Source organism: Wukongibacter baidiensis, assembly GCF_050888315.1.
Taxonomy (GTDB): Bacteria; Bacillota; Clostridia; order Peptostreptococcales; family Caminicellaceae; genus Wukongibacter; species Wukongibacter baidiensis.
In genome coordinates this window covers 5,230,509-5,245,685 of sequence record NZ_CP138202.1, presented here as the reverse complement: position 1 = coordinate 5,245,685, position 15,177 = coordinate 5,230,509, and the positions used below count along the sequence as shown (strand labels likewise).

Here is a 15,177-nt window from a genome sequence, read left to right as displayed (position 1 = left end):
ACTATGCTTGGCTTGAGTCCATGTAAATTAAGCTAGTAGGTTTCTCTTTGTAACTCAGCTTACCTTGACTTTTTTGTTGAACTCTGCTAATTATATTATAGAGTCATTGCTCTATTAGGAGGTGATTTTATGAGTAAATCAGATAAGATTTTAGAGGCTGCTCTAAAATTATTTATAAAGGACGGTTTTCATGCTACTCCAACATCAAAAATTGCTAAGGAAGCAGGAGTTGCCAATGGGACATTATTCCACTACTTTAGTACTAAGGAATTCCTTATAAACGAGCTTTATTTGAATGTAAAAAAACATTTAAGAAACTATATGATCTATAACCTTGATGAATGTAGGACTACTAGAGAAAAGATTAAACATATTTGGATAAGTTACGTAAAATGGGCTATTGAGAACCCTGACAAATACGCTTTTTTTCAACAGTTTTGTAATTCTCCATTTATAAACTCTGTAAGCAGAGAAGAAGGGGTTAGATCCTTTGAATTCCTTTTTGCTATTATTGAAGAAGGTCTTAATGACGGCTCTTTGATTGATATAGATAAGACTCTAATAGTTGGCTTTACATTTGGCTCTACTCATTCTGTAATCTCTTTTGCATATGAGTCTCCTGAAAAATTTAATGACGAATATCTTGAGATTGGATTTAAGATGTATTGGAGAGGTGTAGCAAATATATAACATTGCGAAGTACAGGGGGCTAAGCTCATAATATAATTTTATGAGATAGCCCCATTATTTTAAAGATTTCTAATTCGTCTTCTACTGAACTATATTAAAAAACACTTTCACCAGCGTCTTCCATTACTTTAGTTTTTTCTATCATTTCATTTAACATATCTATTAATACTTTCGAATTACTTCTTGCATTTTCCAGATGCCTGTAAGCATTCTCTTTATCATTTTTGTTTATACATTCAATTACTATTTTTGCCCCTTTATGTAAATCTTCATGATAGCGGTCTATATCCTTCCATGTTTTCAGTATATTCTTATCTCTTGGTTCTATGGAATGATAAAAATGACCAAAGGCACATCTATGGGAGTCAGTTTGTATTGCCTCAACTGTCATATTATCCACCATATGTTCTAAAAGCTTGACCCAATTTCTATGGGCTGAAATTACAGGAATTAAAGTATCTATAAACTCACTATTTGAAATTTTCGTGAAGCTGCTAAGGCCCAACTTCCCTGATAATTTTGCTGCCTTACTTACCTTTTCATCAACAGCCTCAATAGAATCAGACACCTCACTTATTTTTGAGGCAACCTTTGTAAGATTATTCGAAATATCGGTTATATTTTCAATGTATGAAGCTGTATTCTCGGCAGAAGTGTTTATTTCTTCAATAGATCCACCGATCTCCTGACTAAAATGTGATAAGTTTTGAATTTCATCAGTCAGTTGATTAATTGAGTTTTGATTTTCATTAAATATAGTACTAATACTCTCAAGCTCCTCTTTAACGTAGTTTATACCTTCTACAGACTCCTTTACGCTATCTGAACTATTCGATGATGCATTATTAACATTCTTCAATAATTCACTCTGCAAGATTACTAATTCTTTAGTATCGTTTGAAAGCTTTCTTATCTCTTCAGCCACAACGTTAAATCCTCTTCCATGTTCTCCTGCCCTTGCAGCTTCAATGCTTGCATTTAATGCCAATAGATTTATTTGCTCCGCAATCTGATTAACGGCTGCTAAAGACTCATTTACTTTATTTACTGAGTTTATTAGCTCGTTTACATTTTCACCCATGGTATTTGAGTAATTTGTGACATTATTTATTTCTTTCATTACTTTATCTAGTTTATCATTACTATTTAGTGTATTCTCATTTAACTTTTTAGATTCATTTGAAATATCATCTATTGATTCAACAAATTTGTGCATATATTTATCTACCTCTGATATTCCAGCAGATATTTCTTCAAATGCTGCTAAGGTATTATCAGACACTTCATTCAATCCACCTATTGTTTTAGTAATGTTTTGAGATTCATGGTCGAGCTTTAAGTCAAACTTACTTATGTCTATGGCAATTGAAAATATGTATTTCATCAGTGTCTTTGTATCATCTTTTTCCTTTAGAAAGGTGTCATTCAGATATAGTAGTTTTTGAATTACTCTATTATCATTTCCTTCATAATCCTTTGATTCTAAGCTCCCATCAATCATTTTCTCAATAAGTATTTCATATTTTCTTTTGCTAAACATTTTGTTTCCCCCTTAATTTTCATACGATTCAAAATACCTCGTTATACTCATACCCCGTATCTGTATATTTTAATTATAAAAATTTATTTTTGTTTAGTCAATAGACAATGAAATCCTCCTCTAAGACAATCATTTTGTATATTTAATCAAAGTTTTAAGCAGCAGAAGTATAAAGGAGCCTTTAATCCTACATTTCAGGATCAAAAGCCCTTTTAATTTTTGATTATATTTTAAATTTCTTTACATCCTTTAGAAGTTTTTCAGCTAACTCAGCTAAACTTCCACTTCCATTATTCATTTCCATAATAGAAGCAGATTGCTCCTCTGTGCTTGCAGCAGCTTCTTCTGTGCTGGCAGCGTTATTTTCAGCAATTTCAGCTAGATTCTTTATCATATTTACTATGCTTTCCTTCTTCTCTTCCATTTCTCTACCTGATTTATTTAGTTTATTAATTATCTCCTTTGAATCCCTAACGGATTTAATAATTTCATTGTATTTTTCCTCAGTCAATTCTACATTTTCAAATTGTTTACTTACTATTTGATTTGCATCTTCCATGGCCTTTACAGATTTGTTTGAATTTACATGTAAATCTTTAATTACACTCTCTATTTCCTTCGTTGATAGTGTGGACTGTTCCGCTAATTTTCTAATTTCGTCGGCTACAACTGCAAATCCTCTACCCAACTCCCCTGCTCTAGCTGCTTCTATGGAGGCATTTAGTGCTAAAAGATTTGTTTGCTCTGCAATAGATGCAATCACCTTGCTAGCCTCATTTATTTTCTCTGTGCTTCTATTGGTTTCTACTATGGATTCATATACTAATTTTGAATAGCTATTACTCTCTTTCGTATTTTCCACTAGATTGTTCAAAACTTTTTTACCTTCATCGGTTATTTTCTCAACCTTATTAACTGATTTATTCAAGTATTCTAAGTCCTGCTGATTTCCTTCAATTAAAGCTCCAAGCTCCGTTGTCATTTCCGCACCAGTTTCTGTGCCCTTAGCCTGTTCAGTAGCTCCTACTGCTATATCTTCAATAGTTCTGGCTATTTGTTCTGAGGTAATGGTTGATTCCCGTGATGCTATGGCTAATTCTTGAGATGACTCTGAAACATTATTAGATGAGTCAATGATTTCTTTTACGAGTACGCGAATGTTTTTTGCAACTCCATCTAGGGCCCTTACCAAATTTCCTATCTCATCTTCACGATCTAATAAGGACATTGATACATCACTTTGGAAATTACACTTAGATAATTCATTAGCATATTCTGTGGCAACTGAAATAGGCCTTAGTGTAGATTTTATATAGAAAAAGAATATTGCTAAAATAATTATTAAGCCTACAATAAATATTATAATTGTAACTATTTTGAATTGATTTAATCCCTGCAGCACTTCATCCTTATCGATTATTAAGCCAACGGCCCAATTATTAGCTTCTACGGGGTAGTAGGTTATGTACTTTGCTTTCCCATCTATTGTTATTTCAGTTATTCCCTCTTCCCCATTAATCATTTTTTCTCCAATATTCTTAAGATCATTATCTTCCTTTAATATATTTTCTTTCCCTAGTTTTTCTTGATCTTCATGATAGTAATATACGCCTCGTGAATCTATTAAGAAACTCTTACCCTTATCTCCTATTATTCCCTTATTCATAAATTCCTTAATAAAATCAAGGGCCATATCCGAAGATATAAAGCCTAATACTTTATTATTCTCTCTCACTGCAGTTATAGCTGTAATTACCAAAGTTCCTTCCTTTAAAGTAACATAGGGTTCACTGAATTGTACACCTTTATTATCCAATGCTAATCTATACCATTTTCTTGTTTCACATTTAAAGTCTTCCTTGGAAACTGTTCCCTTGTTACTTATATAAAAATTGGCTCTATCATTGGCAATCCAAGTGTACTTAAGAAATGGATTTGCATCTCTAATTACGTCTAAGGTTTTACTAACGTCTTCATAGTATCTGTGTTGTATAACATCCTCATATGTATTTACTTCCTTTAGATATGTTGTGATTTGTTCATTGGTCGTCATTTGATTTGTGACTAGTTTATTCTTTTCAAAATAACTATTTATCTGTAAAGATATATTTTTTCCCGTCATTTGAGTTTCTTCTTTAATTTCTTTTAACAAACTTTGCTTAGCATGGTTGAAGAAAAAAATTGCAATACATGTAAAGATTAAAATCATCACTATGAATAAATTTATAATCATCTTTTTGGCTACCGTTTTTTTTGGCTTTCTGCTCATAAATTGCCCTCCTTAGTAAAAAAGTATTTAAGTTAATATAACAAAGGTTAATATTTATTTCTGCTTATATAGAAAAGGCTATATCCATAATATAATAGACATAGCTCTCCTTAGTTTTTCTTGATATTACATTTATTCTAGCCAAAGTGCAGGATATACAACATACATGAATCTACAGGATTCTGGTGTGCTGAACTTAATTGATTTATTTTTAGGGATTAAAATAATGTCACCCTTTTTTCCAACAACTTTTCGGTCTCCAATAATTACTTCCAGTGTTCCATCTATTATATAATCAACTTCATCGTAATTAAGTGTCCAATCAAAGGAGGTTTCTTTCATTTCCATTATTCCACAGCCTAGTCTTGGGCTCTCTTCTACAGTGACAACATCGGTTAGGTAAACTTCGGCGTCGTTCTTCCCTGTATCAAATTTTCTAGGCTTTACTGTTTCTGTTTTTATTGATATTATTCCGCTCTCATCTACATGCTTAACAAATTCATTCTTACTCTTCTCTAATTGTTCCATAACAACTTTTTTTACCATTTCCGCTATTACCGATTTGCTTATTTCATCCATGATATTAATTTCCTCCTTCCACTTTGACTGCTGCATGACTATAACTTTTACTCTTAAAGATTTACTTGGAACTCTCTATAATAGTTTCTACCTCATCATGGGGTCTTGGAATAACATGAACAGATATCAGCTCACCTACACGTTCTGCTGCAGCTGCTCCTGCATCTGTAGCCGCCTTAACAGCTCCAACATCCCCCCTTACCATTACCGTAACTAGTCCACTACCTATCTGTTCCTTACCTATTAATGTTACATTTGCTGCCTTTACCATGGCATCTGCTGCTTCTATAGCTCCAACTAAGCCCTTTGTTTCTATCATTCCCAAAGCTTCCATTCTTGCCATTTATATTACCTCCCTATAATAAATCGATTTCTTATTCCTCATATTTGCTCCGTACTCGATTCTCTTCATTACAATAATTCCTTAAACAATTCTTTCCTCGGAGATGGAATTACTACCTTGTTTACTAGCATTCCTGTATCTTCTGCTACCCTTGCGCCCGTTTCGATGGCTTCTTTAACTGCACTTACATCTCCAGTCAAGGTAACAAAGGCCTTTCCACCTATGGCAAAACCTAGCCTTATATCAATCAACTCTACAGTTGCGGCTTTAGCCGCTGCATCTGCTGCTACTATAGATGTAGCAATACTAAAGAATTCTAATACTCCTAGTGAGTTAAGTTCGCTTACAAAGGTTGTCCCGTTTATAGCACTTATTAGCTGTGGATGGACACTTGGAAGCACCAGTTTATCAACAACAAATTCTCTACCTATTTCTAGACCTGCTTCAACTGAAGCTTTAACGGCTCCAACATCTCCTGAGATAAGAACAATGTACTTACCTGGACATATTGAATTGGCCTTTATTAGTTTAACTTCAGCTGCCTTAATCATACTATCAGCTACTTCAATACCTTTAGCTATGCTATTAAGTTCTAATAGTCCTATTGTTCTTATCATGAAGTCACCTCATTCTTATCGCTTCTAATAACTACTATTTCAGACACTTCACATACTCTGCCATCAATACTTGAATGGATATTTGCTCCAAATTCTTCTATCTCGACCTTACCTATTAACTGTCCCTTAAACACCCTATCTCCTACGGACACTATAGGACTAGCGGGTTTCCCAATATGTTGACTTAGTGGAATTTTTACCTCGGTTGCTTCTACATCAGATACTTCTTCAATATCTTTTCCCTCATATTCAGTTAGATCTATTCTTGATATCAATCTTGGAACCGGTACTCTTCTATATTCTCTCATTTCCCTTGCAATAGTCTGACCCTCTTGTTTTTCATACTTAATCCCATTCTCCCTGAGGGCTTTCTTTAGATGTTCATTTACACTCCTAGGTGATAGTCCCATTGGACAAGCATATAGTTCACATATTCCACATTCACAACATATCAAAGCCTCTTTTAATACTTCTCCATTTATTTCAGAAAATCCAATGCTTCTCATTATTCTATGTGGTCTAAGATTATGTCCTATTAGATATCTTGGACATAGATCTGTGCACATGGAACACTGAATACAGGCACTTTTAGCTCTATTAATTATATGTCCCATAGGAGTTTCTTTTCTTGTAACTATATAATGATTTCTAGGAATTACTATAAGGGCCCCAACGGTTTTAGTTATTACTTTTTCTTCGATTTGATCCTTATGAATAATTCCACCCATCATGGGTCCACCCATTATTACTCTAAACTCCTCAAGGTTTGTTCCACCAGCAGCTTCAATACACTCAGCCACACTTATACCTATTGGAACTTTTATGATAGATGGACGCCTTACCTCACCAATTACACTAACGTACTTATCAGTCACTGGCTTATCATTGATAGCCCTATATATATTTTTCATAGTTCCCACATTTGATACAACTACCCCTACGTCTAAGGGGATTCCTCCCGCAGAGATAGATCGTTTTGTAATTTCATATACCAATATTTGCTCATCTCCAGCAGGATAAAAATTGTCAAGTAGGAAGAGCTCTACCTTCGAGTTTAGATCTTCAATAGCCTTGCTTAGCTGTTTCACTTCCTCTTCATATTTGGCTTTGAGTCCAATTATTAATTTTTCAGCCTTAATATGATTACCTACTTCTTCCATAGCTCTTATTACTTCAATACTCTTTGTCCTCATTAGAAATTTATCTGTTTCTAGAAGAGGTTCACACTCAGCTCCATTTATAATTAGGAATTCCGGACTAGAGTTTAGCTTTATATGAGTGGGGAAGCCTGCGCCTCCAGCTCCAACAACTCCTGCATCAAATATCTTTTGTATTAGCTCCATATATTGTTCCCCCCTTCTCTTAAACTTCAATTTCTTTATTTATCTCTACTTCATCGATGATTCCAACAACTGTAGCATCTACCGGTGCCTCCATCCTATGGATTGCTTTTCTAGCAGAGCTACCTCTAACAATAAGAACGGTCTCGCCAATCCCAGCACCAACATTATCTACTGCTACAAATGTACCAAGGTCTGCTTTAGTATAATAGTTTATTGGCTTAACAACTAACAATTTAAGACCATTCAATAGCTCTTCCTTCCTCGTAGCCCAAACGTTTCCTACAACCTTGCCAATAATCATATATACCTACCTTCCTTTATTCTCATTTTCTAGTTAAGTTCTAGCAATATTAATACTATTAAGCTTTATATAATCCAATGCAAGGGGCGTTATTATTGATTTTTTATCGATGTAGATTGTTTTGTAGCCCTTGCAATGGGCGTCATACATATCCTTTTCAGTAATTGCCTTTTTATTTATAGCTGCTTCGCTTAAAAACATTTCCTTGGTTTTTCTTTGAGCCTTTTTATCGGTTTCCAGATTTCTATATTGAAAAACCCTATGAAGCTCTTCGTTGCTTAATATTTCAACACCAAATTCAATTAGTTTTTCTTCATGTTCTCTAAAGACTTTAATGAAATTTGAATTCGCTGTTTTTGCAAATTTCTTATACTCAATTCCTTCATCTAGTACAATAACTTTTGTGCCCCTTAAGATTCCTTCAATTATGACTTTAGAGGCTTCACTTTGCCCAAGTCCTAGGGCTATATTTCCTATATCTATATTTGATAGGCTAGGAGCAATTATATAGGTAAGTGAGGTTATATCTTCTATACAAAATTCATTTAAAAACTTAATCTTATTTCCATTTGAATTAATATATTTATATTTATTACGGTTTTTTTGGGAATCCTCATCTAAAATCAGTGTGGCTTCATCACTAACAATGTGCATACAATCCTGCGATTCTTTTATTCTCTTCAATACCTCTTCAGCTATAATTTTAATTAAGCTATCGGTACTCATTAATATCACTTCCTTATGGCCTACAGTTCATTGCAATTCCTAGTGGTGTAACTAAAAAAGGATTTTCTGGTTTGTGGGTCGGTATACCGGTTTCACTTTCAATTACACCTTCAATTCCCTCAAGGCAGCATGTTCCACCGACTAGGTAAATATTCTCTACTTTATGTCCCTCAATATGTTTATTAACAATTGATGCCATTTTTTGAACTACAGGTCTCACAATTGTAAATATCTCTCTTTGTATTTTCTTATCCTTTTTTCTTTTCTCAGCTTCTTCAAAACTAATTCTATAGTTTCCTGATACAACTAAGGATAAATGGGTTCCTCCTGTAGCTTCATCGGCTGTGTAAATTACCTTGCCATTTTTCAATATTGATAGGCCTGTAGTTCCTCCACCAATATCGACAATTACTCCATTTTCTATCCCAAGAACTGCATTTGCGGCAGTAGGTTCATCAAGGATTGCAGTAACCTCCATCCCTGCTCCTTCTACTACATACTTGTGAGTTTTGCTGTCTTTCTCCCCAGTTCCTGGTGGTACGGCTATAGCTGCCCTTAATAGATCTACTCCTAGCCTTTCCTCAAGCTTAGCCTTAAGCTCTCTAACTATCCTTGATGCACCTATATAGTCAACTACTAAACCATCCTTAAGAACCTGAGCAAACTGCATATCACTGGCAATTGGATTCATTTCTTTATCTAATACCACTAAAACTATATATGCTGTCCCCAGGTCTACTCCAACTAGTAATTCTTCTGATTTATTAAATTCTCCAGTTTCCTGTAAACTTTTTTCAACTCTCGATATAAGGTCATTTGCCCTTGTAAAATCCATATTAAAAAATCTCCTTTTATACATAGCAACATTTATTAGCTTTAACTTGTTTTACTATTATTGATGACCAACAATAGAGCGAAATAAAATCTAAGGGATTTTGATATTTTATTTTAGTGATTTCAATGAATCTGTTTTCACCTTCAAATAAACATAAAAAAAACAGGTTCATTGCATGAACGAAAAGAAAATATCAAAAGCCCGGTTGGTAGAAACTAGCACACTAAGTTGATTTTAAATTTGCTTATTTTAAATGATAATTTCTCCTACCACACCATCTTTATGTCCACATGCATTTGCTTCATCAAAATCTATGTGCATACTTAGCTTATATATCCTATTAACCCTTACTACAACATCTTCAAAAACTACCGTTCTATCACCTTTAACCCTCACACTTACCAATTGCTTGTCCTCAACACCAAAGCTTTCAGCATCATCCGGAGTCATATGGATATGTCTCTTTGCAATGATTACCGACTCATTAGCTTCTACTACAGCCTTCTCCGTCGCTATATATATATTTCCACTTCCATCTAGTTTACCCGATTCCCTGACTGGTGGATTAATTCCGAGGGCTCTTGCATCGGTTTTAGAAATTTCTACTTGGGTTTTATCTCTAGCTGGGCCTAATATTGCGACTCCCTTCAATACTCCCCTAGGACCTATTAGTGTTACCCTTTCGTTATACTGAAACTGCCCAGGCTGTGATAGTTCCTTCTTTTTTGACATCTCGTAGTCCTTGCCAAAGAGCCTTTCTATATGCTCTACACTCAGGTGTACATGCCTTGCCGATGCCTCTACGGGTATTGTTTTATCGCAGCATATTGTGTCCATTACCTTTTTTACTATTTCCTGTATTAATGCTTCTTGCAAAGTCTCACCTCTTTTACTTGTATAAACCAGCTTTATGCTTACACATCATTATATAAATACAGCTGCTTAATCTATTTAACGCCTTTATTATGTCAATTCTGCTAATCTCGAAATCCCTTCTAAAGGCACTGATTGCTATAAGTTCCACTTCCCTTACGCTACTCCTTAATGAGTTAAGACCTACTAGTATCTCTCCCATTTGATAGTTTGGAAGTATATGATTTATTCCAAAATACTTTTTAGGATGATGGGACATTTCTCTTAGTTCTCCTTCGTTTAGTCCAATTAAACTTCCTAAACTTAACTCCACTTCTAAAACCTCAGACTTCAGAATCTCCCTTGTATAATCTAGAACCTCATCAAGTTCCTCTACTAGTACTGCGATCTTCTTAGAGGCTACAAGCAATTGTAGAGCCATTATATTAGATTGAAGACTATCGAGCCTTCCCCTAAATATTATCTTAGGGTCATCCTTAAAAACTAACTTGTTTCCATAGATTTGGGTCATATGCTCAGGCTTCTGTTCTAAGGCTCCTCCTGAGTAGTATGAAGTATACTTAGGTACAATTTTTTCCGTGGGAGTTTTAAATTCTTTATATTTATTTGCCTTCTTCCTACTATCTTCTTTTTCATAATCCGTAGTAGTTTCTTCAACTATCAGTTCAACCTGTTGTTCCTTTAGATACTGTTTTGCTGAAGGTGTTATAATTATATTTTTAGCTACGAAATATTTATCCGGTAATTTCTCTTTAAACTCTTTTCGAAGTATAACTTCGGTCAAAACCTTCATTAGCTCACTCCCCTTAGATGGCGGTAAATGCCCATAGAGCTGCTAGCTTCTGGCTCTTATTTCTGTCACTTTTTTTAGGTCTTTAAAACAAAACCTTAATCCAAAATTTCACTAATAAAAGTTTGAACTTATATTCTATTAGTGGTCGATTCTAAGACCTCGGGGCATTCTCTTTACTACAGGAAACTTATTACATCATCTTATTGGATATAATCCATAGAGAATGACCCTTATCTTAGAACTCTAAAACTATCCTTCTATCTTCGGAAGCACTAACTCAACTTCACTGTGTGGTCTTGGTATAACGTGAACAGATACTAGCTCTCCTACTCTTTCTGCCGCAGCTGCCCCCGCATCTGTAGCTGCTTTTACTGCACCAACATCGCCTCTAACCATTACTGTAACTAAACCTCCACCTACATGTACCTTTCCGATAAGTGTTACATTGGCTGCCTTTACCATCGCATCAGCCGCTTCGACTGAGCCTACCAATCCCTTTGTTTCAATCATTCCAAGTGCATTCATATTTGCCATTTTTATTTCCTCCTTTATTTTATATGGTTATAAGTCTTAAATTTCTAGGTTGTTCTTTGAGATTTTTTTGATTTACCTATCTTAACATTGTTTTAGCTGTTCCATAACTATTTTGCAGATAGTTTCTATATCTACATTCTTTATGTCATTTATAGAACTTCCATTTTTAGCCTTTGATTCTAAGCCTAAATCATTTACCCCATAGGCCATTCTTCTTATGTTTATTAGGTGCCTAGGGTCAACGTTATCTGAAGTAGCACTCCCTCCAACAGCTCCACAGCCCAGTGTTAATGCCGGAGCTAGGTTTGTACTCAATCCAATGGCACCTTGGGTAGACGGAGTATTTACTAAGAATCTTGAAACCGGCTTTCTCAGTGCAAATTCCTTGATAATCTCTTCATCCCTTGAATGAATAGCCAAGGTATGTCCTATACCTCCATTTTTTAGTAAGGCAAAGCACAGGTCACAGGCCTCAGACCAATTTTCGACACTATAGAAGGCTAACAATTGTGTCAACTTTTCTTTAGAGAATGGATAATTTTTACCAACACCCTTCTCTTCACAAACTAGGACCTTAGTACCCTTCGGAATAGTTATTCCTGCCATGTTAGCAATATCCTGAGCAGATTTTCCAACAATCTTAGGATTCATACTACCATTTGGTCTCTCCATTATCTTAACTACCTTATCTATCTCTTCACCAGTTAGGAAGTATCCTCCCTGATTTCTAAGTTCATTTTTAACGTAATCAGCTATGCAATTTTCAGTAACAATCGCCTGTTCTGAAGCACAAACAGTACCATTATCGAAGGTCTTACTTGCTAAAATCATTTTTACTGCTAGCCCAATATCTGCAGACCTTTCAATAAATGCAGGTACATTTCCTGGACCTACCCCCAATGCAGGAGTTCCTGAGCTATAGGCAGCCTTTACCATTCCGGAACCGCCTGTAGCAAGTATAAGAGATACATCATCATGCTTCATAAGCTCATCTGTTCCCTCTAGTGTTGGAAGGGACATACAGCTAATAAGACCTTCCGGAGCACCAAACCTTAATGCTTCTTTATTTAATACCTCTACGGTTTTCAATATACAGTTTATGGCACTAGGATGGGGGCTAAATATAATTGAGTTACCTGATTTTAAAGCTATTAAAGCCTTATATATTGTTGTAGATGTTGGGTTTGTAGATGGTATAAGTCCTGCAATAACACCTACTGGCGTACCAATCTCAACTATTTTTTTCTCTTTATTCTCATTAATGATACCAATGGTCTTCATTTCCTTAATATATTCATATAAATTTTCGCTAGCTACTTTATTCTTTATTAGCTTATCTTCCCATTTTCCAAAGCCAGTTTCATCTGCTGCCATCCTTGCCAATGATTCTGCTTCATTTGAAGCAGCCTTTGAAAGTTGATATACTAATTTATCAATAAACTCTCTGCCACGCTTCTCAAGTTCTCTTTGGGCTGCCTTTGCACTTCTAATTAGATTTCTTACTTCCTGAATAGATTGAAGATCCTTGTCTTTAATCACCATCTATTCCCCCTTATTTTTCAAGTAATTTTTTATCGCCTCTATAAGCTCCATTTTCTTTGCATACTTTATTTCGCCTTTGATCATTGGAAAGTCGTCTATTTGTCTAGCAATTTTCCTTAGATCAACCACCTTCATATCCTTTAGCACCTTAATATTTTCTGATATTTTAGCTACTAAATTCTTCTCACTATGTGCAAGCTCTTTTTTTATTATTGAATCTTTGGATCTCAGCTCTTCCATTCTCAGTGTTTCATTGTTAAGGTGAGTAGCCTTAATCTTTTCTGGAGGATATATTATCTTCTCCAACCCTATCCCTGTTCTTGCTATGACATCTACAGATATAACTCGTCCTAATTCCTTGGCTGCAGTTGCTCCAGCGTCAATCGATGCCTTTACAGCACTAACCTCTCCACAAATCTTTATAGTTACAAGACCTCCACTTACAAATTCAAATCCTATCAGTTCTATATTTGCCGCCTTCAAACATGCATCGCAGGCTTCTACCGCGGGAACATATCCATAGGTCTCTATTAGACCAAGTGCTTTATTTATCATCTTCTTCACCAGCCTAATATTTGATAGGATTGTCGGCAACGAATTTGACTGCATCGGCAAAGGCCTCGCATGCAGCTTTACACGCTGACTGGCTTCCTGTCAGTAATCCACCGGCAAAATTAGTTTCTGAAGGAGGTCCAAAAAATTCTGCCATTTTGACGTCCGCTGCCTTTAGGGCAGCATCTAGAGCATACATTGCTTCAATTGGTGGTGCAATTAGGTAGGCTATTGCCTCACCTTCTTGTATTCCAGCTAGATCTGATAAGAATGTTCCTGTCCTTGAAATACAATGGGCATAGTAGGCTATAGAATCATCATCATTTGCACTATAGAAGCAAGCATCGTTTTCTATAAAATCTATAGCCGCATTTAGGCCACTTTTAACTGTTGCTGGATCAGGACCTGATAAAATTCCGATGAATTCTCCCGCTAGCTTTGTACTTGCATTGGCTGCTCCAGCATAAAAGGATTTTGCATAGGCCACCTTTACTTCCGCTTTTTTAGTTGCTTCGTCAATGGCAGTATATCCCACATCATCGCAGTCGGTGGTTATCATACCTATGCTTCTATGCCCACTTTCAAGTTCTAGCTTTCTGGCAATTGCCGAGTCTACATTTGGTATTAGCTTAACACTTAGTACCGTGGTTTTTAATGGATCGTCTCTCATATCTAAACCTCCACTTTATAATTTAAGATCTAACCCACTTGCTTTCTCCTCTAGCATTTTTTTGATTATATCTGCTATATACGCTCCTGCTTCTACTGCTAAAGTACCTCCCTTGTGAATGTTGGAGATCACCGTCCTATTCGATTCCGGCATTCCAACTTTTCCTCTGTATGTCATGTAACAGCTCATACTTCCTGCTGTAGCCAGACCAGGTCTCTCTCCTATTAACACTACAGTCACTTCGGAATCAAGGATTTCTGTGATTGCATCCATAGCAGGTACTCTTCCGTGCTTTACAAAAAATGGTGTTCCAGCTTCTATTCCAAAGCCCTTTAATCCCTGAATTATGGCTCCATAGGTATCCTGTGCATTTTCCTCTATAGCCGTAGAACTGAGTCCATCGGATATATATATTTGAACCCTTGGTCTCTTCTTACAATTTTCAAGTATTATACTTTCATTTTCTTTATGAAATTTTCTTCCTAAATCAGGTCTTGTTAGATACTCATCCTTGTCGGAGCACATAGTTGTTACTGAAAACAGGCCCATATCTTCCAAGAATTCTTTTGAAACATCGTTAAATACTGCATCTTGAGCAACTGCATGGTCTGCTCTAAATCTTAATTGTGTCTGGGTTTTATATCTAGAACCTGTTCTCCATACGCCAACCCTTGCTGGAGTTGTTTCTTTAAATTTCATATAGGCCTCTCTGTTTGCTGGCTCTGGAACAAGAAGCTCATCCTTTATCTCAACCCTTGTTAGATCTGGTATATCTTCTCCTGTAGATGCTTCAAATTTACCCTCACTAGTACACTTTTTTTCCTTAGAAGTTACCTTATCACTACTCATTTCGAAAATAACTTTTTCGATAATATTTTTTAGATCTCTTTCAGAAATCACACAATTCCCTCCATACAAATCTTATTTGTTACAGGCTATTGAAAAACCCGAATTTCTTCGTTGTTGCTTC

The 15,177-nt window shown here is 35.6% G+C and carries 17 protein-coding genes; 1 reads left to right on the top strand and 16 read right to left on the bottom strand.

Annotation, left to right across the window (positions count from 1 at the left end):
* The first annotated feature begins 129 nt into the window (after positions 1-129).
* On the top strand, positions 130-690 hold the full coding sequence (locus R9X47_RS23680) for a TetR/AcrR family transcriptional regulator (RefSeq protein WP_432663556.1): 561 nt from the start codon (positions 130-132) through the stop codon (positions 688-690).
* A 94-nt stretch (positions 691-784) separates the two neighbouring features.
* Here R9X47_RS23680 and R9X47_RS23675 read toward each other — a convergent pair whose 3' ends face one another.
* The 16 genes from R9X47_RS23675 to eutC form a co-directional block, all read right to left on the bottom strand.
* On the bottom strand, positions 785-2,230 hold the full coding sequence (locus R9X47_RS23675; RefSeq protein ID WP_432663555.1) for a methyl-accepting chemotaxis protein: 1,446 nt from the start codon (positions 2,228-2,230) through the stop codon (positions 785-787).
* 223 nt (positions 2,231-2,453) lie between these two features.
* Positions 2,454-4,499, bottom strand: a complete 2,046-nt coding sequence (locus R9X47_RS23670; protein WP_432663554.1) for a methyl-accepting chemotaxis protein — start codon at positions 4,497-4,499, stop codon at positions 2,454-2,456.
* A gap of 132 nt (positions 4,500-4,631) precedes the next feature.
* On the bottom strand, positions 4,632-5,078 hold the full coding sequence (locus tag R9X47_RS23665) for a cupin domain-containing protein (protein WP_432663553.1): 447 nt from the start codon (positions 5,076-5,078) through the stop codon (positions 4,632-4,634).
* Positions 5,079-5,139: 61 nt separating this feature from the next.
* Positions 5,140-5,421, bottom strand: coding sequence for an ethanolamine utilization microcompartment protein EutM (eutM, locus tag R9X47_RS23660; protein ID WP_432663552.1), 282 nt, complete (start codon positions 5,419-5,421; stop codon positions 5,140-5,142).
* Between the two features lie 68 nt (positions 5,422-5,489).
* A complete protein-coding gene (locus R9X47_RS23655) occupies positions 5,490-6,038 on the bottom strand; it encodes a BMC domain-containing protein (RefSeq protein WP_432663551.1) in 549 nt (182 codons plus the stop codon).
* Positions 6,035-7,381, bottom strand: coding sequence for a 4Fe-4S dicluster domain-containing protein (locus R9X47_RS23650; RefSeq protein ID WP_432663550.1), 1,347 nt, complete (start codon positions 7,379-7,381; stop codon positions 6,035-6,037). The genes R9X47_RS23655 and R9X47_RS23650 overlap by 4 nt, the downstream gene beginning before the upstream one ends.
* Before the next feature lie 19 nt (positions 7,382-7,400).
* Positions 7,401-7,682 (bottom strand): EutN/CcmL family microcompartment protein, encoded by a 282-nt coding sequence (locus R9X47_RS23645; RefSeq protein WP_432663549.1) that lies wholly within the window; start codon positions 7,680-7,682, stop codon positions 7,401-7,403.
* A 33-nt stretch (positions 7,683-7,715) separates the two neighbouring features.
* Positions 7,716-8,408 carry a hypothetical protein gene (locus tag R9X47_RS23640; RefSeq protein ID WP_432663548.1) on the bottom strand — a complete coding sequence of 231 codons (693 nt, stop codon included), beginning with the start codon at positions 8,406-8,408 and terminating at the stop codon, positions 7,716-7,718.
* A gap of 13 nt (positions 8,409-8,421) precedes the next feature.
* A complete protein-coding gene (gene eutJ / locus R9X47_RS23635; RefSeq protein ID WP_432663547.1) occupies positions 8,422-9,243 on the bottom strand; it encodes an ethanolamine utilization protein EutJ in 822 nt (273 codons plus the stop codon).
* 249 nt (positions 9,244-9,492) lie between these two features.
* On the bottom strand, positions 9,493-10,119 hold the full coding sequence (gene pduL, locus R9X47_RS23630; protein ID WP_432663546.1) for a phosphate propanoyltransferase: 627 nt from the start codon (positions 10,117-10,119) through the stop codon (positions 9,493-9,495).
* A gap of 13 nt (positions 10,120-10,132) precedes the next feature.
* Positions 10,133-10,909, bottom strand: a complete 777-nt coding sequence (locus tag R9X47_RS23625; RefSeq protein WP_432663545.1) for a cobalamin adenosyltransferase — start codon at positions 10,907-10,909, stop codon at positions 10,133-10,135.
* A gap of 249 nt (positions 10,910-11,158) precedes the next feature.
* Positions 11,159-11,443 carry a BMC domain-containing protein gene (locus R9X47_RS23620; protein ID WP_432663544.1) on the bottom strand — a complete coding sequence of 95 codons (285 nt, stop codon included), beginning with the start codon at positions 11,441-11,443 and terminating at the stop codon, positions 11,159-11,161.
* Positions 11,444-11,524: 81 nt separating this feature from the next.
* On the bottom strand, positions 11,525-12,985 hold the full coding sequence (locus tag R9X47_RS23615; RefSeq protein WP_432663543.1) for an acetaldehyde dehydrogenase (acetylating): 1,461 nt from the start codon (positions 12,983-12,985) through the stop codon (positions 11,525-11,527).
* The gene (locus tag R9X47_RS23610; RefSeq protein ID WP_432663542.1) at positions 12,986-13,540 is read right to left on the bottom strand and encodes a BMC domain-containing protein; all 555 of its coding nucleotides are present in this window, start codon (positions 13,538-13,540) and stop codon (positions 12,986-12,988) included.
* Positions 13,541-13,553: 13 nt separating this feature from the next.
* Positions 13,554-14,207, bottom strand: coding sequence for an ethanolamine utilization microcompartment protein EutL (eutL, locus tag R9X47_RS23605; RefSeq protein WP_432663541.1), 654 nt, complete (start codon positions 14,205-14,207; stop codon positions 13,554-13,556).
* A gap of 15 nt (positions 14,208-14,222) precedes the next feature.
* On the bottom strand, positions 14,223-15,104 hold the full coding sequence (eutC, locus tag R9X47_RS23600) for an ethanolamine ammonia-lyase subunit EutC (RefSeq protein ID WP_432667689.1): 882 nt from the start codon (positions 15,102-15,104) through the stop codon (positions 14,223-14,225).
* Positions 15,105-15,177: the final 73 nt, after the last annotated feature.